Below are 17555 nucleotides of genomic sequence, written 5' to 3'. Positions count from 1 at the left end.
GGCAGCATCGAGCTTCCAGAAGGCGTAGAAATGGTAATGCCAGGCGACAACATCAAGATGGTTGTAGACCTGATTGCACCAATCGCGATGGACGAAGGTCTACGCTTCGCTATCCGTGAAGGTGGCCGTACTGTAGGTGCTGGTGTTGTAGCTAAGATCATCGCTTAATTGCGTTAATCTTGCCGCGCAATGCTGCATCGAAAAAGGGGAGCTTCGGCTTCCCTTTTTCATTTTTAGTTATAAGCATTTTCGCCTGTCTTTGCTTTTGCCACTTCTTTCCCTTTACAGCTAAAACAGCATGTTAGTTTCTGCGAAAGACAACTGATATTGACTCCCTCTTTTCTTATCCGAATTCCAAACCATCTCTTCATTTTTCTTATAACCATACGATCTGAGCAAAATAGCAAACGCAGTAGAAATAAGAGTGATTCTCTTTTATATTTTGTGCATAAATTTGTTGAGGTTGTTTTATGTACGTCTGTTTGTGTCATGGTATCTCAGACAAAAAGATCAGGAGATTGGTTGCTGAGCAAGGGATTACGGATATCAAAGGTATTAAGCGTTGCACTGCGCTGGGTTCACAATGTGGGAAGTGTGTGCGCCAAGCTAAAGAAATCATTGAGGAGTCACTGATTAGCCAATTCAAAATGGCAAGTTAACGAGCAACACTTTTTGACTCTCTTCTAATTGGTTCTACAGTTAATAGAGCCAAAGAGGAGGGCTGTGCTATGAAAGGTGATCCGGCCATTATTCAACATCTCAATAAAGTGCTCGCCAATGAGTTAATTGCCATCAACCAATACTTTCTGCATGCACGAATGTACAAAGATTGGGGGTTAAAACATCTTGCCGATAAGGAATATCACGAATCGATTGATGAGATGAAACACGCAGATCATATCGTGGAGCGTATCTTGTTCCTTGAAGGGCTCCCCAATTTACAAGATCTTGGTAAATTGATGATTGGTGAAGATGTGCAAGAGATGTTGGAGTGTGATCTCAAACTTGAGTTAGCAGCAATTCCAGATCTGAAAGATGCCATCGCTTACGCAGAAAAAGTGCGTGATTACGTTTCACGGGACCTATTTCAAGACATCTTGGAAGATGAAGAAGAACATGTTGATTGGTTAGAAACCCAACTTGGTCTCATCGATATGACGGGTATCCAAAATTACTTACAAGCTCAATTTGTTGATGAAGAGTAATGTGAACTACTAATTTTCAGTATTCCGAGGCAGAAAGAGAGCGTTTTTCTGCCTTGTGACTTTCCAGTGCTCCCCAGAGAATTCCCTTGCTAAAGCTGCTTCCTTTCTGTACTATTCCCGCTCCTTAATTCTCGGTCAATTATCATTAGTTCCTTGCTTCCTCTGGATGACCGGGCCAACTCTGGAAGCTGAATAATCCGTAAGGAGCAAATAATGCGTCATTACGAAATCGTATTCATGGTGCACCCAGATCAAAGCGAGCAAGTTGCTGGCATGATCGAACGTTACACTGGCTCAATCACTGAAGCTGGCGGTAAAATCCACCGTCTAGAAGATTGGGGTCGCCGTCAACTGGCTTACCCAATCAACAAACTGCACAAAGCTCACTACGTTCTGATGAACGTTGAAGCTGACCAAGCAGTAGTTGATGAGCTAGAAACTGCTTTCCGTTTCAACGATGCAGTTCTGCGTAACATGATCATGCGTACTAAAGCTGCTATCACTGAACCTTCAATCATGCTGAAAGCTCGTGAAGAGCGTGTAAAGCGTGATGAAGTGAAATTCGACGCAGACGTTGAGTAATGGTTTGATGACCAATCGAATCGAGTTGAGCGGCATTGTCGCGAAAGCTCCGGTTCGAAGCCAAAGTCCATCGGGTGTTAAACATTGCCATTTTTGGCTAGAGCATCGCTCTACGATGGTAGAAGCTGACCTCCCACGACAAGTTTTTTGTCGATTAGCTGTGGTGGTAAGTGGGGCTAGGTCAGAAGCGTTAACTCAAAACTTAGTACAAGGCAGTAGCATTTTGGTAAGCGGCTTTTTGGCTTACCAAACCAGCCGAAATGGCGTAGGTAAATTAGTGCTGCATGCCGACAAAATTTCTCAAATATAGATCAGGAGATAGCCCATGGCTCGTTTCTTCCGTCGTCGTAAATTCTGCCGTTTTACTGCAGAAGGCGTACAAGAGATTGATTACAAAGACGTAGCAACTCTCAAGAACTACATCACTGAAGCTGGTAAAATCGTTCCTAGCCGTATCACTGGTACAAGCGCTAAATATCAGCGTCAGCTAGCTCGTGCAATCAAACGCGCTCGCTACCTAGCTCTACTGCCATACACTGACAAACATCAGTAATCGGCACCGTTTATTAAGAAAGAGGATTAAGCAATGCAAGTTATTCTACTTGATAAAATCGGTAACCTGGGTAGCCTTGGCGACACTGTAAACGTTAAATCTGGTTACGCTCGTAACTTCCTTATCCCACAAGGTAAGGCAGTAATGGCAACTAAATCTAACGTTGCAATGTTTGAAAGCCGTCGTGCAGAGCTGGAAGCAAAAGTTGCTGAGCAACTGACTGCTGCTCAAACTCGTGCTGACCAAGTTAACGCTCTGGAAGCGGTTGTTATTGCTTCTAAAGCTGGTGACGAAGGTAAACTGTTCGGTTCTATCGGTACTCGTGATATCGCTGATGCAATCACTGCAGCTGGCGTTAAAGTATCTAAGAGCGAAGTTCGCCTGCCTGAAGGTGCTCTGCGCAACGTTGGCGAATACGAAGTTAGCGTTCAACTTCACTCTGAAGTTTTCGCAACTGCGAAAGTACAAGTTGTTGCTGAGTAATTTCAGTTACTGACGAATATGAAAACACCAGCCTCGGCTGGTGTTTTTTTATGTGTAAAATTCAAAACTCAAACAGTAGATTGACCGAAATAACGCTGTCTGCCTTGCTTAAGCCCTCTGGTACCCGGTTATGGTATTGACGCGATTGGCGAATTTTCAACGCGATATGATCCGTAATATCGTTGGTTAAACTGATATCGCTATCAAGGCTGGTATTACTTTCGCCAGCGACCATGGTCATTTCTGCTTCAAACCTAAGGTTATCCAGTACCTGCCATTCTCCCTTGAGATTTCCCCGAAAAATGGCTTCGTCTACCTGCTCTGGAAATATAATGTCATCGTCATCAATTTCATCCAGATTCGGTTTCTGGTAACGGAAACCTGGGCCTAATTCGAGTTCCAGTACTATCTCCTCGGTGTAGGCAAATTGATAACCTAAACCACCAGAGAAGGTGTAATCTTTGAAATACGCACTGTAACGCGAAGCTGTGCCATAAAAGCTGCCATACAAATACGTTTTGGGGCCGAGTTTATAGTCGCTCTGTAACGCGTAGGTGGACTGGCGTTTATTCTCTTTACCATCTTTGTCGAGTTTATAAAACTTCCATTCTCCGTAGGTACGGTGACGTCCTGAGGTATATTCAGATTTGATGCGCGAATTTAGAGACTCAGACTCCGTATTACCGGAGTGAGCCTGATAACCAAACTCAACTTGATTTTTCCAAGGCGAGGGGATGCTGATGTCCGTATCTTCGTTAGAATTTTCTTTTGCCTGCACTACCGCTGACAGCATCAAGCCAACACCTAAAAGCCATTTGGTGGACACAACAACCTCTTTGTTGACGATTAAGCTCGCATAGTAAAAATTCATGCTTGTGCTTGGGTCAACCCTAGGTCAATTCTGGTTAGCCCGCACACAAACTTTCGTAGGTTTAATTACAAATCACGGATTCTCGTTATAATGGCGAACATTCAAAAGTTACTTAAAGCGAAGTCATGGCAGATCCACGTACTGATAATCGAAACCGTAAAACTTCCGATGCACAAGTTGATGCAATCAAGGTTCCCCCGCATTCATTAGAGGCTGAGCAATCTGTCATTGGTGGCTTGCTGCTGGATAATGAGCGCTGGGATACGGTCTCAGAACACGTGGTTACACAAGATTTCTACAGTCGCCCGCATCGCTTGATTTTTGACGGGGTAAAATCGATTTTGGAAGCGGGTAAACCGCTCGATTTAATTACCTTGTCGGAATATCTTGAACAGCGTGAGCAGTTGGAAGATGTCGGTGGCTTTGCCTATCTGGCTGATTTGGCTAAAAACACCCCAAGTGCGGCCAACATTAATGCTTACGCGGAGATTGTGGCACAGCGTGCACTGGTGCGTAACCTGATCGGTGTGGCGAATGAAATTGCTGATGCGGGATATGATCCGCAAGGGCGTAATGCTGAAGACCTGCTTGATCTGGCAGAGAGTAAAGTCTTTGCGATTGCGGAAGCGCGTACCAGTGAAAATGAAGGCCCGAAAAACGTCGACAGTATTTTGGAGCGTACGTTAGAGCGGATCGAGCTGTTGTACAAAACGCCACAGGATGGGGTGACAGGGGTTAACACTGGCTTTACTGATCTCAATAAGAAAACTGCTGGTTTACAAGGTTCCGATTTGATCATTGTCGCAGCTCGTCCTTCGATGGGTAAAACCACGTTCGCGATGAACTTGTGTGAAAACGCGGCAATGGAGCAAGATAAGCCAGTGCTGATCTTCTCGCTTGAGATGCCAGCAGAACAGATCATGATGCGTATGTTGGCATCGTTATCACGTGTTGACCAAACCAAAATCCGTACTGGCCAGCTTGATGATGAAGATTGGGCGCGTATCTCTTCTACCATGGGGATCCTCATGGAGAAGAAGAACATGTACATCGACGACAGTTCTGGTTTGACTCCAACCGAAGTTCGCTCGCGAGCACGACGTATTGCTCGTGAACACGGTGGTTTATCTCTCATCATGGTCGACTATTTGCAGTTAATGCGCGTCCCTGCGTTAACCGATAACCGTACCCTAGAGATTGCTGAGATTTCTCGCTCATTGAAGGCATTGGCCAAAGAGTTAAATGTTCCTGTTGTGGCATTGTCGCAGTTGAACCGTTCTTTGGAGCAGCGTGCGGATAAACGACCAGTTAACTCGGACTTGCGTGAATCGGGATCTATTGAGCAGGACGCGGACTTGATCATGTTTATCTACCGTGATGAAGTTTATCACCCAGATAGTGCACTGAAAGGCACGGCGGAAATCATTATCGGTAAACAGCGTAACGGCCCAATCGGCTCGGTGCGTTTGACTTTCCAAGGACAATATTCTCGTTTCGACAACTATGCGGGACCTGCATTTGACGATGAGTAATTCGATGAACTATATGAAGGCGGCAACTGCCTACATCAATTTGGATGCGTTGCAGCACAACTTGCAGCGCGTCAAACAGCAAGCTCCGCACAGTAAAATTATGGCAGTGGTCAAAGCCAATGGTTATGGTCATGGTCTGCGTCATATCGCGCGCTATGCGATTGGGGCGGATGCCTTCGGTGTGGCGCGAATTGAAGAAGCGTTACAACTGCGTGCTAGCGGAGTAGTAAAGCCTATCTTGTTACTTGAGGGGTTTTATTCGCCGGGTGATTTACCGGTGCTGGTGACCAACAATATTCAGACGGTCGTGCATTGTGAGGAGCAGTTGCAAGCGCTAGAGCAAGCTCAGTTAGAAACCCCCGTCATGGTTTGGTTGAAGGTGGATAGCGGGATGCACCGTTTAGGCGTTCGCCCAGAGCAGTATCGAGATTTCGTCAATCGCTTACATCAATGTGCCAACGTGGCAAAACCGCTGCGTTATATGAGCCATTTCGGTTGTGCTGATGAGCTAGATAAATCCACAACCGCAGAACAAACTGAGCTGTTTTTGTCGCTGACTCAAGGCTGTCAGGGAGAGCGTTCATTAGCTGCCTCAGCAGGATTATTGGCTTGGCCTCAAAGCCAACTCGAGTGGGTGAGACCGGGCATTATTATGTACGGCGTTTCTCCTTTTGCTGAAAAAAGTGCTGAGGAGTTGGGGTATCAGCCAGTGATGACCTTGAAATCACACTTGATCGCAGTGCGCGAAGTGAAAGCAGGAGAAAGCGTGGGCTATGGTGGTATTTGGACCAGCCAACGTGATACCAAAATTGGTGTGATTGCGATTGGTTATGGAGATGGCTATCCACGCACTGCACCGAATGGTACGCCTGTGGTGGTAAATGGTCGCCGTGTGCCCATTGCGGGCCGTGTATCAATGGATATGCTGACGGTCGATTTAGGTCCAGAGGCGACCGATTGTGTGGGCGATGAAGCCATGCTGTGGGGGCGCGAACTTCCCGTCGAGGAAGTGGCCGCCCATATCGGTACGCTTGGGTATGAGTTAGTCACTAAACTCACGTCGCGAGTGGAAATGTCTTATTCAGGAGCAGGCATTTAGCCTGCTTATTTATGGCCTCACTCACCGTCTACTCAAATGTCGGTGAGTGAACCTCTTGGTTATTTATTCACCCTGAATCGTGGCGATGATCCTCCTCGCTCCGCCATGATCCCTATGCTCTCCCAAATAGATTCCCTGCCAAGTTCCTAACGCCAGTCGACCATTGCAAATCGGTATGCTCACACTGCATCCGAGTAATGAAGATTTGATGTGAGCAGGCATGTCATCATCGCCCTCATAAATGTGCCGATAGTAAGGCGCACCCTCAGGAACTACGTGGTTAAAATGGGCTTCCATATCTTGGCGCACAGTGGGATCGGCATTTTCATTGATGGTGAGACTTGCGGAGGTGTGCTGAATAAATAGATGTAACAAACCGACATTTAACGCTTTGAGCTGCGGTAATTGTTGTTCAATTTCATCAGTGATCAGGTGAAATCCCCGTGGACGTGGGCGTAACTGGATTTGTTGCTGCTGCCACATAAAGCCAGCTCCTTAAGTATATTGGCAAAGTGAATGTTTAAGGGTAAGGTGAGCGACGCAGATTACCAGACAAAAATGAGTTAGGGTCGGTGTTTACGTGACCTATCGCAAAGTGGGTGCAAATGAGTTCGCCCATAATGATTCACTGAAAATTAATTACATGTTATTCCCACGCGGAAAACTCATTTTTAACCTATTCTTTTTGCTTAAATCGGGGATTCCATCGGCAGAGCTAAGCCTGTATTGAGATGGAATAAAACCACAGTAACATCGGGATAGATGCCATGTTGAAAAATATCAATCCAACGCAAACCGAAGCTTGGAAAGCGCTGACCGCGCATTTTGAATCCGCTCAGGATATGGACTTAAAAGCACTTTTTGAGCAAGACAGTGAACGTTTTGCCAAATACTCTGCGCGCTTTGGGCAAGACATTCTGGTCGATTATTCGAAAAACCTTGTGAATGCTGAAACCATGCAGCACCTATTTGCTTTGGCTAAAGAAACCGAACTTCAGTCAGCGATTGCGGCCATGTTTAAAGGTGAAGCGATCAACCAGACTGAAGATCGTGCTGTTCTGCACACGGCACTGCGTAATCGCAGCAACTCACCTGTGCTGGTGAACGGTGAAGATGTGATGCCAGCAGTGAATGCTGTACTGGCTAAAATGAAAGCTTTCTCTGAGCGTGTGATTGGCGGTGACTGGAAAGGTTTCACTGGCAAAGCGATTACTGATGTAGTGAATATCGGTATCGGTGGTTCTGACCTTGGTCCATACATGGTGACCGAAGCGTTGGTACCTTATAAGAACCATCTGACCATGCACTTTGTGTCTAACGTTGATGGCACGCACATGGCGGAGACACTGAAAAAAGTGGATCCGGAAACCACACTATTCCTTGTGGCTTCAAAAACCTTCACTACTCAAGAAACCATGACCAACGCACACACAGCGCGTGATTGGTTCCTAAAAGTGGCGGGCGATGAAGCACATGTCGCGAAACACTTTGCTGCGTTATCAACGAACGGTAAAGCGGTCGCTGAGTTCGGTATCGACACCGACAACATGTTCGAATTTTGGGATTGGGTAGCGGTCGTTACTCTCTGTGGTCAGCGATTGGTCTTTCTATCATTCTGTCTATTGGTTACGACAACTTTGTTGAGTTGTTGACGGGTGCGCATGAAATGGATCAGCATTTCGTGAATACACCGTTTGAAAGCAATATTCCGGTGATTTTGGCGCTGATTGGTATTTGGTATAACAACTTCCACGGTGCAGAATCTGAAGCGATCCTGCCTTACGATCAGTACCTGCATCGCTTCGCGGCTTACTTCCAACAAGGCAATATGGAGTCTAATGGTAAGTATGTTGATCGTGATGGCAACCCTGTGACTTACCAAACTGGCCCAATTATTTGGGGTGAGCCAGGCACTAACGGCCAGCACGCTTTCTACCAGTTAATCCATCAAGGCACTAAGCTGATCCCATGTGATTTCATTGCACCAGCAGTAAGCCACAACTTAGTGGGTGATCATCACCAAAAACTGATGTCTAACTTCTTTGCGCAAACTGAAGCACTGGCGTTTGGTAAGTCAGCGCAAGCAGTACAAGCTGAGTTGGAGAAAGCGGGTAAGTCTGCAGCAGAAATTGCAGCGTTAGTTCCGTTCAAAGTGTTTGAAGGTAATCGCCCTACCAACTCGATTCTGGTTAAGCAAATTACGCCACGCACTCTGGGTAACCTGATTGCGATGTACGAACACAAAATCTTCGTACAAGGTGTGATTTGGAATATCTTCAGCTTCGACCAATGGGGTGTCGAACTAGGTAAACAGCTGGCGAACCAGATCCTACCTGAATTGGCGGATAATGCGGATGTGAATTCGCATGACAGTTCTACCAATGGTTTGATCAACGCTTTTAAAGCCTTTCGTGCTTAAGCGTGCTGAGCTAAACCGTTTTTGATACCAAGGCCTTACAACGTAAGGCCTTTTTCTTGTCTCTAGTTTCCTACTCACTTAGCAATGAGCATTCAGATGGGAATCTAACGGTGTTAGCACCCTACCCAACCACATGCTGTGAGTTGAGGTTGGCAGTGTGCTGTTATTGAGGAGGATTTGAATAAACGATTGGCAGACAAAACAAAACCGGACAACAGATGTCCGGTTTTTGCAAGTTTCATCGTGGGTGATGAATCCAGAGAGCTTTGGCTTTAACGCTGGTTCAAGGATAAATTTATGCGTTGAATTATTCGAAACAGATTTCGATAAACGCATTACCCCAAGGTGAAGAAAACGGCATGATAATGATCGCTCCTTCGCACTTGTGACGAATGGTATGCCCTCGACCAGAAACAACAACGGGTGTTGCCATGTCAAAATCAAATCCGCTTTCAGCTAAAATTCGCTTGGCCCCGCCCGTTACCATATTGGTAATTTCGCCTACCATATCGGTAACTTCTTCGTTGAGGCCATTAGGACGTTCACCTAGCATATTCTGCATGATTTCCAGAGCTAAGCTCTCGTCAAAGGTGATCGACATTGAGCCACGTGTTGTTGGGCCAATCATACCGATCAGACCAGAAACATCGCCGCGAGCAATTTCATCTTTCTTGATACGTGGTTTTTGTGGCTTCAACTCAAGGGAAGCCATGGTTTTCAACACGTTCATTAAAGACGCTAAAAACGGGTTTACAAATTCAGCGCGCATAACCTTCTTCTATTGTTGCTTCTTCTCTTTCGAGAGACAGGTTTGACAAACTCCATGTGATTCGATGACATGATTGCTTATCGTAAAACCATGTTTCTCCGCGTTACTTGCTAGCAAGGCTACCAGACTATCATCCCGAGATTCAATCACGTTACCACACTGGTCACAAATCAATAGATGTGAAAAGTGCTTATGAGCGTTACATGAACAGCAGGAAATGAAGCTGTTAGTGGACTCTACTCGGTGAATAAAACCTTGCTCTAGCAAAAAATCCAGTGCTCGATATACAGTCGGAGGTTTAGCTTGTGGTTCACTTTTCTTGAGATCTTCCAGCAGTTCATATGCACTGGATGAACGTTTGCTGGCGCAGATCAACTCAAATACAGTTTTACGCTGTGAGGTGAGTCGAACCCCTCTGGCTGCACATATTTCTTCAATTTGCTTAGTTAGCTTATTGTCCAAAACCATCACCATCACTGTTGGACTTTAGTAATAATATACTATGTAGAGATGAATATCGTGGAGACTCTAAATAAAAACCACTCACAGATGAGGGGGAGTTCGAGTCATCCCATTGAATAGGCGTAAATTACCTTATCTTGCTCAAAAACGATACTGCTATCCCTGCTTACTTGAAGTGACTGTGCCATTGATAGCATTGTTTAACGTATTACACCCATGATGTAAATCTTCACCATGCATTTGTGCTAGTCACTCTTAGTGAGTTTGGCGAACAAGGATTGGCGCTTAAGCGAAGATACGATTAAAATGCCGGACTTTGATTTTTCGCCACCGCGCGGTGGTTGTTTTTGGACTGAAATGGGGACGTTCACCTATGACTCACTCATGCAGACTCTCAGTCGCTCCGATGCTCGATTGGACCGACCGCCACTGCCGTTACTTCCATCGTTTGCTCTCTTCGCAAACTCTTCTGTATACCGAAATGGTCACCACTGGTGCGATTATTCATGGTCGCGGTGATTTTTTGGCTTACAACCAAGAAGAACATCCTGTGGCATTGCAGTTTGGCGGTTCTAATCCCAAAGATTTAGCGCACTGTGCCAAGTTAGCGCAAGAGCGTGGTTATGATGAAATTAACCTGAACGTTGGTTGCCCTTCGGATCGTGTGCAGAATGGTCGCTTTGGTGCTTGTTTAATGGCAGAGCCTGATTTGGTCGCTGAATGTATTGCTGCAATGCGATCGGTAGTCGATATCCCGGTGACGGTGAAAACTCGAATTGGTATTGATGATCAAGATTCGTATGAGTTTTTAACTCAGTTTATCTCCACAGTCGCTGAAAAAGGTGGCTGTGAGCAATTTACAATCCATGCTCGTAAAGCATGGCTGAGTGGCTTAAGCCCGAAAGAAAACCGAGAAATCCCGCCATTGGATTACCCAAGAGCTTATCAAATCAAACGTAATTTTCCGCATTTAACTATTGCGGTAAATGGTGGTGTGAAAACTCTGGAAGAGGCTCAGCAGCATCTGCAGTATCTTGATGGCGTTATGATTGGTCGTGAGGCCTATCAAAACCCTTACTTACTTGCAGAAGTGGATCAGCAGATTTTCGGTTTGGATACTCCAGTGAAAAAACGCTCGCAAGTTATCCATGAAATGATGCCTTATATTGAGCGTGAATTGTCACAAGGTACACACCTTGGCCATATGACTCGCCATATGTTAGGGCTGTTCCAAAATATGCCAGGTGCTCGTCAATGGCGACGTCATATCAGTGAGAATGCACATAAACCGGGTGCTGGCTTAGAAGTTGTCGAACAAGCGTTGGCAAAAATCCCTTACCAAGAATTGGGTGTGTAAAAAACACTAAATATTAGCCAAATTAGCACGACTTTCGTAAAGCCAATCTGTCTTATAGGCGGTTGGCTTTATTTTTTATTTAAAATCATGCAGTTGTTTGTCATCTATAGTTGGCTTGAAATCTGCTTATAGAGGATGAATATCTAAGAAGGGGTGTTAACTATGTTTGAATTGATCTTTATTTTGGTATTTGCCGCTACACTATTGGTCACTGGGATCACCCTGATGAGTGTGTTTGGTGCCATCGCACTGGCTTTTTTAATTATGGCGTTGTTTGGCATGCTGGGCATAGTGCTGAAGTTGTTACCTTGGCTGTTGGTGGTCTTAGTGGTGATTTGGTTGATGCGCGATAAAGTGAGCTCTTCACGTTAAGTCCGACAAAATTATTCGTTGATTTTGGGTTTATGTTACCATCGCCAACCTTAATAGTTCTTCAATCAAGATATAATGGAGCATAGCTCATGAACCAAACAGCATCGGCAGCACTGGTCACAGCACTGATGATCGCGCCTATCTCGGCTTTTGCCGCTGGGTCATCTTCTACCGCAACTGTTGGTGCGGACATGTGGTTGACGAGCACCAAAATTGACAATACTCGCCGTGATGATGCCAACGCGCCAATTTTGTATGTTGCGTTTGAACATGATCTTCCTTATTTACCGAATGCGAGTTTGCGCTATACCAATCTTGAAGCGGATTTTGCATCATTCGATAAGTACGATTACACCTTCTACTACCAGTTGCTCGATCGTGAGCTGATGAAGTTTGATGCGGGTATCACTCTGACTCAATACGCAAACAGTGACTATCAAGCTCCTGATGTACGTCGCTACGATTTTGACCAAACTACGTTTAACTGGTACGCGAGTGCAGAAATCTCTATCCCTAACACGCAGTTTGATGTGATTGGCCAATTTGATTTTGGCAACAATAGCGATTTGAAATCATCTGATGTGATGGCTGGAGTGCAGTATCGTCTGCCGATTGCTGCGGGGGATATTGCCTTTAAAGCGGGCTACCGCGTGGTGGATCTTGAATTTACTGAGCTCGCCAAGCAGTCAGTGGATGTTAAACAATCCTTTGTTTTTGCAGATGGTTGGTTCCTCGGAGCCCAGTTTAGCTTTTAATTGATTTCTCATTATTGAATTTTTTGCTAACGAATACGTTTTAAATGAGCCGCTAATTGGCTCATTTTTGCTATTTGAACCATGCTTAACTTTTATTGCAAAGCTAAGGATGGAGAGCAAAATGACGATTTCTGAATTGAGAGAGCTTTACCAAACCCAGCAACTCGTTGAGGCTATTATTGAACCCTCCTTTCAAGAGGGGGAATGGATTGTCGAATTTCGCCATCAAATGGGTGGATTTGTGTTGTTAACTGATGAAAATGGCGAAGAGTGTCGTTATATCGATCTGGATAGTGCTTCGCAATCAGCAATGGCTGTGGGTTTTCGTCAAGTTCGTATTGAGAACCAGTAGCCTGATTTTTAATTCAAAAAGTTATAAAACATTCACATCTATTCTTTCTTGTTATTAAGAAGAGTGATTAATCTATCGTCATGCAATGAATAGGGAAGTCGTGACGATGTCTTTAGGAAACACTCTACCTCCGGCACTAGCTGGGCTCGCTAGTCCGTTAAATGATCTACAACTCAACCAACTTCAACAGACAGTTACCCAACTCAATCCCCAGCAATTGGCTTGGGTGAGTGGTTATTTTTGGGGGCTCAGCCAATCCAATGCGCTGAATGCTCCTCAATTGTCTTCAGCGCAAACACTGCCGCTAGCGACTGCAGCTGGCAAATTAACCATTATTTTTGCTTCGCAAACAGGTAACGCCAAAGGTGTTGCTCAAGCGCTATTAAAAGAGGCGCAAGCGGAAGGTATTAATGCCCAACTGTTTGACGCTAGTGATTACAAAGGCAAAGACTTAGCTAAAGAAACTCATGTGATCTTTGTTGCTTCAACCAATGGTGAAGGAGAAGCTCCTGATAATGCATTGGCTTTGCATGAATTCTTAAAATCGAAAAAAGCGCCCAAGCTGCCCAACCTTAAATATGGCGTGTTAGGGCTTGGTGATTCGAGTTATGAGTTTTTCTGCCAAAGTGGCAAAGATTTTGACCAGTTTTTAGAGAATTTGGGTGCTCAGCGTTTTGTTGAACGCTTAGATGCCGATGTGGATTATCAAACTTCTGCCGCTGAGTGGCGCGCAAAAGTACTGGGTATTCTAAAAGAAGAATTGGCAGCGCTAACTTCAGTCGCGGGCTTGCCACAGCAAGCAACACCCAGTGTGACCAGTGAGCTTTATAGTAAAGAGCAACCTTACACAGCCAGCTTGCTGACTAGCCAAAAAATTACTGGTCGTGATTCTGGTAAAGATGTGCGTCACATTGAAATTGATTTGGCTGAGTCGGGTATCACTTACCAACCGGGTGATGCGTTAGGTGTTTGGTACGAGAACCGCCCACAACTTGTTGAAGCACTACTGGATAGCGTAGCACTTTCCGGTCGTGAAGAAGTTCAAGTTGATGGTGAAACACTCTCACTGCACACGGCGCTCACTCATCATTACGAAATTACGGCGGCAAATCCGCAGCTGGTGGCGCAATATGCTGAACTTGCACAAAGTGAAAAGCTAAAGTCTTTAGCTCAGGATAAAGAGCAATTACGTGAATACGCGATTCGCACACAAGTTATCGATGTTCTGCGCGAAGAAAAAATCTCGCTTTCAGCTTCTCAGCTTTTGTCACTCTTGCGTCGCTTAACACCACGTCTTTATTCGATCGCCTCCAGTCAAAGTGAAGTGGGTGAAGAAGTGCATCTTACGGTTGGGGTTGTCGAGTATGAGCATGAGGGAGAGCAGCGCTTTGGTGGTGCATCCAGCTTCTTAGCTCATCATTTAGAAGAGGGAGCCCCGGTTAAAGTGTTTATTGAGCACAATAACAACTTCAAGTTGCCGAGCGATGATAATGCACCGGTTATCATGGTTGGCCCTGGTACTGGCATTGCACCTTTCCGCAGCTTTATTCAAGAGCGTGAAAACCGTGGTGCAGCAGGGAAAAACTGGCTGTTGTTTGGTGATCGCACCTTTACCCAAGATTTCCTCTACCAAGTTGAGTGGCAAAAGTATCTTAAGTCTGGTGTGCTTAACCGCTTAGATGTTGCTTTCAGTCGTGATCAGCATGAAAAAGTGTATGTACAGCATCGTTTGTTAGAGCAGGCGGAGCTGGTGTGGCAGTGGTTACAGGAAGGTGCATACTTCTACGTGTGTGGTGATGCAACACGTATGGCGAAAGATGTGCACCAAGCATTGATTACTGTCGTAGAGCAACAAGGTGGCTTGAATCGTGAGCAAGCCGAAGAATATGTGAGTGAACTGCGTAAAGCAAAACGTTATCAAAGGGATGTCTACTAATGAGCACAAATCAAAACCCATCAGTACAAGAGGTGCTTGGCGAAGTGCTCGGCCCATGGTCGGATAATGAACGCCTAAAGCGCGAGAGTAATTTTCTACGCGGTACGATCGAGCAAGATCTGCAAGATCGCATTACTGGCGGCTTTGTCGCGGACAACTTCCAGCTCATCCGCTTTCATGGCATGTATCAGCAAGATGACCGTGATATCCGTGCTGAGCGCAGTAAGCAGAAGCTTGAGCCTTTGCACAATGTTATGCTCCGTGCTCGTATGCCGGGGGGGATCATCACTCCTAACCAATGGTTGGCGATCGATAAGTTTGCGACCGAACATACTATGTACGGCAGTATCCGTTTAACCACACGACAAACTTTTCAGTTTCACGGTGTACTCAAGCCGAATATCAAACTGATGCATCAAACCTTAAACAGCATTGGTATCGATTCGATTGCGACCGCAGGGGATGTTAACCGTAACGTTTTGTGTACCTCTAACCCAGTTGAATCACAACTACATCTGCAAGCCTACAAGTGGGCAAAAAAGATCAGTGAGCACCTACTACCGAAAACACGCGCTTATGCAGAGATTTGGTTGGATGGTGAAAAGATCGAAGGGCCAGATGAAGAGCCAATTTTAGGTTCAAACTATTTGCCGCGTAAGTTCAAAACCACCGTTGTTATCCCGCCACATAATGATGTGGATGTGCACGCCAATGACTTGAACTTTGTTGCGATTGGTGAAAATGGCCAGTTGGTCGGTTTTAACGTGTTGGTGGGGGGGGGCCTTGCGATGACGCACGGTGATACTTCAACCTATCCTCGTCGTGCCGATGACTTTGGTTTTATTCCACTGGAGAAAACGTTGGAGGTTGCGGCTGCGGTGGTCAGTACGCAACGCGATTGGGGTAACCGTTCTAACCGTAAAAATGCCAAAACCAAATACACCTTAGATCGTGTCGGGGTTGAGGTATTCAAAGCCGAAGTTGAAAAACGCGCGGGAATTGCGTTTGCGCCAAGCCGGGCTTATGAGTTTACCAGTCGTGGTGATCGGATTGGTTGGGTTGAGGGTATCGATGGTAAACATCATTTAACCCTGTTTATTGAAAATGGTCGTTTGTTGGATTTCCCGGGTAAACCACTGAAAACGGGTGTGGCAGAGATTGCTAAGGTTCATCAAGGCGATTTCCGCATGACGGCTAACCAAAACTTGATTGTGGCTGGTGTGCCAGCGGATCAGAAACAGCACATTGAACAGCTCGCACGTAGTCATGGTTTGATCGATGATGGTGTGAGTGAGCAGCGCATCAACTCAATGGCTTGTGTGGCCTTCCCAACCTGTCCACTGGCCATGGCGGAGGCCGAGCGTTTTCTACCTTCTTTTGTTACGGAAGTGGAAGGTATCTTGGCAAAACATGCGTTACCAAAAGAAGAGAACATCATTTTGCGTGTGACGGGCTGTCCGAATGGGTGTGGTCGTGCCATGTTGGCTGAGATCGGCTTGGTCGGCAAAGCACCGGGTCGCTATAACCTCCATTTAGGTGGCAATCGAAATGGAACGCGCATTCCTAAGATGTATAAAGAGAACATTACCGACACGCAAATCCTTCAAGAAATTGATGAGCTGGTGGGACGCTGGGCTAGCGAGCGTCTGGACGGTGAAGGATTTGGTGATTTCACTATTCGTGCAGGTATTATCGAAGAGGTAATTATCTCGAAGAGGGATTTCTATGCCTAACCATACCGTTCCAACTCTGGAAGAGTTATTGACGTTAAACAAGGTGCAGCAAACGCTGCGCCTAACGGAAGTTAATCAGCAATTAGAATCGCTGACCGCACAAGAGCGAGTCATCTGGGCGTTAGAAAACTTGCAAGGAAACCATGCACTGTCGTCTAGCTTTGGTATCCAAGCAGCGGTGATGCTTCGCCTGCTTACTTCAGTGAAAAGTGATATTCCCGTTGTACTCACCGATACGGGCTATCTTTTCCCAGAAACCTATCAGTTCATTGATGAGCTTACTGAGCGCCTCAATTTGAACTTAAAAGTTTACTCAGCACCTGTATCAGCGGCTTGGCAAGAAGCTCGCTACGGAAAACTATGGGAACAAGGTGTCGAGGGGATTGAACGCTACAACCAGATTAATAAAGTAGAACCGATGCGTAGAGCATTAGATGAACTCAACATTGGCACTTGGTTCTCGGGCTTACGACGTGAGCAGTCGCAGTCACGAGCAAGCCTACCGATTCTATCGGTACAAAATGGCGTGTTTAAATTCCTGCCAGTGATCGACTGGACCAATAAAGATGTGCACTATTATCTCAAGGATAACGATCTACCTTATCACCCACTTTGGGAACAAGGTTATCTTTCGGTCGGTGATACACACACCACACAGAAATGGCAGCCGGGAATGAGTGAAGAGCAAACTCGCTTCTTTGGTTTAAAGCGTGAGTGTGGGTTGCACGAAGATAATAACGACACAACTCAGTAAAAAGAGATTGTTTTAAAATCTAGGCATCATCATAAAGAGAGGTCGCTACGAAGCGACTTCTTTCGTTTTTGTTCCAGAAAAAGAATAACTCTGTGGATAAGTTGTCATCAAGGCCTGAGTAAAGTGGGATAAATAAGGCCTTGCGCGTAAATGCATCGATTAAGCGTTATTTTCATAAATTTTCTCAAAAAACACTTGCCAGTGTGAAGCGGATCTCTATAATGCGCCCTCGTTGACGCAGCAAGGGCTCACAGCCAAATCGATGCCTCAACAGGCCAGAAAAGAAAATTGAAAAAGTGTTTGACACGAAATCGATTCTCG

The 17555-nt window shown here is 45.6% G+C and carries 20 protein-coding genes and 2 pseudogenes; 18 read left to right on the top strand and 4 right to left on the bottom strand.

Annotated elements, in window-relative coordinates:
- The 7 genes from D908_RS20625 to rplI form a co-directional block, all read left to right on the top strand.
- The coding region (locus D908_RS20625; protein ID WP_005526265.1) for an EF-Tu C-terminal domain-related protein at positions 1–168 on the top strand (168 nt) is incomplete at its 5' end.
- 302 nt (positions 169–470) lie between these two features.
- Positions 471–659, top strand: a complete 189-nt coding sequence (locus D908_RS04400; protein WP_005526264.1) for a (2Fe-2S)-binding protein — start codon at positions 471–473, stop codon at positions 657–659.
- Positions 660–728: 69 nt separating this feature from the next.
- The gene (gene bfr / locus D908_RS04405) at positions 729–1205 is read left to right on the top strand and encodes a bacterioferritin (protein WP_005526263.1); all 477 of its coding nucleotides are present in this window, start codon (positions 729–731) and stop codon (positions 1203–1205) included.
- A gap of 213 nt (positions 1206–1418) precedes the next feature.
- Entirely contained in the window at positions 1419–1787 is a 369-nt protein-coding gene (gene rpsF, locus D908_RS04410) for a 30S ribosomal protein S6 (protein ID WP_001216670.1), read from the top strand.
- Between the two features lie 7 nt (positions 1788–1794).
- Complete coding sequence (priB, locus tag D908_RS04415; protein ID WP_000184778.1) at positions 1795–2097, top strand: primosomal replication protein N; 303 nt, start codon at positions 1795–1797, stop codon at positions 2095–2097.
- A 15-nt stretch (positions 2098–2112) separates the two neighbouring features.
- Positions 2113–2340 carry a 30S ribosomal protein S18 gene (gene rpsR, locus D908_RS04420; RefSeq protein ID WP_000090471.1) on the top strand — a complete coding sequence of 76 codons (228 nt, stop codon included), beginning with the start codon at positions 2113–2115 and terminating at the stop codon, positions 2338–2340.
- Positions 2341–2373: 33 nt separating this feature from the next.
- Complete coding sequence (gene rplI, locus D908_RS04425) at positions 2374–2823, top strand: 50S ribosomal protein L9 (RefSeq protein WP_001196057.1); 450 nt, start codon at positions 2374–2376, stop codon at positions 2821–2823.
- A gap of 61 nt (positions 2824–2884) precedes the next feature.
- On the opposite strand, the gene D908_RS04430 is transcribed toward rplI, so the two are convergent.
- Complete coding sequence (locus D908_RS04430; RefSeq protein ID WP_005526260.1) at positions 2885–3649, bottom strand: DUF481 domain-containing protein; 765 nt, start codon at positions 3647–3649, stop codon at positions 2885–2887.
- A gap of 170 nt (positions 3650–3819) precedes the next feature.
- On the opposite strand from D908_RS04430, the gene D908_RS04435 reads away from it, so the two are divergent.
- Entirely contained in the window at positions 3820–5226 is a 1407-nt protein-coding gene (locus D908_RS04435) for a replicative DNA helicase (protein ID WP_000774914.1), read from the top strand.
- A gap of 13 nt (positions 5227–5239) precedes the next feature.
- Positions 5240–6325, top strand: coding sequence for an alanine racemase (gene alr / locus D908_RS04440; RefSeq protein WP_005526258.1), 1086 nt, complete (start codon positions 5240–5242; stop codon positions 6323–6325).
- A 63-nt stretch (positions 6326–6388) separates the two neighbouring features.
- On the opposite strand, the gene D908_RS04445 is transcribed toward alr, so the two are convergent.
- Positions 6389–6808, bottom strand: a complete 420-nt coding sequence (locus D908_RS04445) for a secondary thiamine-phosphate synthase enzyme YjbQ (protein ID WP_000267856.1) — start codon at positions 6806–6808, stop codon at positions 6389–6391.
- Positions 6809–7092: 284 nt separating this feature from the next.
- Between D908_RS04445 and pgi the strand changes: the two are divergent.
- A pseudogene (pgi, locus tag D908_RS0119795) lies at positions 7093–8744 on the top strand (glucose-6-phosphate isomerase).
- Positions 8745–9051: 307 nt separating this feature from the next.
- On the opposite strand, the gene D908_RS04450 reads toward pgi, so the two are convergent.
- Both D908_RS04450 and zur read right to left on the bottom strand, forming a co-directional pair.
- Entirely contained in the window at positions 9052–9513 is a 462-nt protein-coding gene (locus D908_RS04450) for a chemotaxis protein CheX (RefSeq protein ID WP_001200950.1), read from the bottom strand.
- 9 nt (positions 9514–9522) lie between these two features.
- Positions 9523–9987, bottom strand: a complete 465-nt coding sequence (gene zur / locus D908_RS04455; RefSeq protein WP_000245564.1) for a zinc uptake transcriptional repressor Zur — start codon at positions 9985–9987, stop codon at positions 9523–9525.
- A gap of 361 nt (positions 9988–10348) precedes the next feature.
- Here zur and dusA point away from each other — a divergent pair, with 361 nt between their 5' ends.
- The 8 genes and pseudogenes from dusA (at position 10349) to D908_RS04490 (ending at position 17234) form a co-directional block, all read left to right on the top strand.
- The gene (dusA, locus tag D908_RS04460; RefSeq protein WP_005526255.1) at positions 10349–11332 is read left to right on the top strand and encodes a tRNA dihydrouridine(20/20a) synthase DusA; all 984 of its coding nucleotides are present in this window, start codon (positions 10349–10351) and stop codon (positions 11330–11332) included.
- A 162-nt stretch (positions 11333–11494) separates the two neighbouring features.
- Positions 11495–11704 carry an envelope stress response protein PspG gene (gene pspG / locus D908_RS04465; protein WP_000462391.1) on the top strand — a complete coding sequence of 70 codons (210 nt, stop codon included), beginning with the start codon at positions 11495–11497 and terminating at the stop codon, positions 11702–11704.
- Positions 11705–11793: 89 nt separating this feature from the next.
- Positions 11794–12459 (top strand): TIGR04219 family outer membrane beta-barrel protein, encoded by a 666-nt coding sequence (locus tag D908_RS04470; RefSeq protein WP_005526254.1) that lies wholly within the window; start codon positions 11794–11796, stop codon positions 12457–12459.
- A 10-nt stretch (positions 12460–12469) separates the two neighbouring features.
- Positions 12470–12584: pseudogene (locus D908_RS23215) on the top strand (Fe3+ hydroxamate ABC transporter substrate-binding protein).
- Positions 12581–12811: a hypothetical protein gene (locus tag D908_RS04475; protein WP_005526253.1), complete on the top strand. Its 231-nt coding sequence runs from the start codon at positions 12581–12583 to the stop codon at positions 12809–12811. Before D908_RS23215 ends, D908_RS04475 begins: the two are co-directional and overlap by 4 nt.
- A gap of 106 nt (positions 12812–12917) precedes the next feature.
- Positions 12918–14747, top strand: coding sequence for an assimilatory sulfite reductase (NADPH) flavoprotein subunit (locus tag D908_RS04480; RefSeq protein ID WP_032467689.1), 1830 nt, complete (start codon positions 12918–12920; stop codon positions 14745–14747).
- The gene (cysI, locus tag D908_RS04485; protein WP_005526250.1) at positions 14747–16480 is read left to right on the top strand and encodes an assimilatory sulfite reductase (NADPH) hemoprotein subunit; all 1734 of its coding nucleotides are present in this window, start codon (positions 14747–14749) and stop codon (positions 16478–16480) included. Before D908_RS04480 ends, cysI begins: the two co-directional genes overlap by 1 nt.
- Complete coding sequence (locus D908_RS04490; RefSeq protein WP_005526245.1) at positions 16473–17234, top strand: phosphoadenylyl-sulfate reductase; 762 nt, start codon at positions 16473–16475, stop codon at positions 17232–17234. Before cysI ends, D908_RS04490 begins: the two co-directional genes overlap by 8 nt.
- The last annotated feature ends 321 nt before the right edge of the window (positions 17235–17555 follow it).

This window comes from Vibrio mimicus CAIM 602, assembly GCF_000338875.1.
GTDB classification, from domain to species: domain Bacteria; phylum Pseudomonadota; class Gammaproteobacteria; order Enterobacterales; family Vibrionaceae; genus Vibrio; species Vibrio mimicus.
This window is presented reverse-complemented; position numbering and strand designations above follow the sequence as displayed.

Coding starts and splice junctions, on each gene's coding strand:
- D908_RS04400 (WP_005526264.1), top strand. CDS start 471: ATGTACGTCTGTTTGTGTCATGGTATCTCAGACAAAAAGATCAGGAGA.
- bfr (WP_005526263.1), top strand. CDS start 729: ATGAAAGGTGATCCGGCCATTATTCAACATCTCAATAAAGTGCTCGCC.
- rpsF (WP_001216670.1), top strand. CDS start 1,419: ATGCGTCATTACGAAATCGTATTCATGGTGCACCCAGATCAAAGCGAG.
- priB (WP_000184778.1), top strand. CDS start 1,795: ATGACCAATCGAATCGAGTTGAGCGGCATTGTCGCGAAAGCTCCGGTT.
- rpsR (WP_000090471.1), top strand. CDS start 2,113: ATGGCTCGTTTCTTCCGTCGTCGTAAATTCTGCCGTTTTACTGCAGAA.
- rplI (WP_001196057.1), top strand. CDS start 2,374: ATGCAAGTTATTCTACTTGATAAAATCGGTAACCTGGGTAGCCTTGGC.
- D908_RS04435 (WP_000774914.1), top strand. CDS start 3,820: ATGGCAGATCCACGTACTGATAATCGAAACCGTAAAACTTCCGATGCA.
- alr (WP_005526258.1), top strand. CDS start 5,240: ATGAAGGCGGCAACTGCCTACATCAATTTGGATGCGTTGCAGCACAAC.
- D908_RS04445 (WP_000267856.1), bottom strand. CDS start 6,808: ATGTGGCAGCAGCAACAAATCCAGTTACGCCCACGTCCACGGGGATTT.
- D908_RS04450 (WP_001200950.1), bottom strand. CDS start 9,513: ATGCGCGCTGAATTTGTAAACCCGTTTTTAGCGTCTTTAATGAACGTG.
- zur (WP_000245564.1), bottom strand. CDS start 9,987: ATGGTGATGGTTTTGGACAATAAGCTAACTAAGCAAATTGAAGAAATA.
- dusA (WP_005526255.1), top strand. CDS start 10,349: ATGACTCACTCATGCAGACTCTCAGTCGCTCCGATGCTCGATTGGACC.
- pspG (WP_000462391.1), top strand. CDS start 11,495: ATGTTTGAATTGATCTTTATTTTGGTATTTGCCGCTACACTATTGGTC.
- D908_RS04470 (WP_005526254.1), top strand. CDS start 11,794: ATGAACCAAACAGCATCGGCAGCACTGGTCACAGCACTGATGATCGCG.
- D908_RS04475 (WP_005526253.1), top strand. CDS start 12,581: ATGACGATTTCTGAATTGAGAGAGCTTTACCAAACCCAGCAACTCGTT.
- D908_RS04480 (WP_032467689.1), top strand. CDS start 12,918: ATGTCTTTAGGAAACACTCTACCTCCGGCACTAGCTGGGCTCGCTAGT.
- cysI (WP_005526250.1), top strand. CDS start 14,747: ATGAGCACAAATCAAAACCCATCAGTACAAGAGGTGCTTGGCGAAGTG.
- D908_RS04490 (WP_005526245.1), top strand. CDS start 16,473: ATGCCTAACCATACCGTTCCAACTCTGGAAGAGTTATTGACGTTAAAC.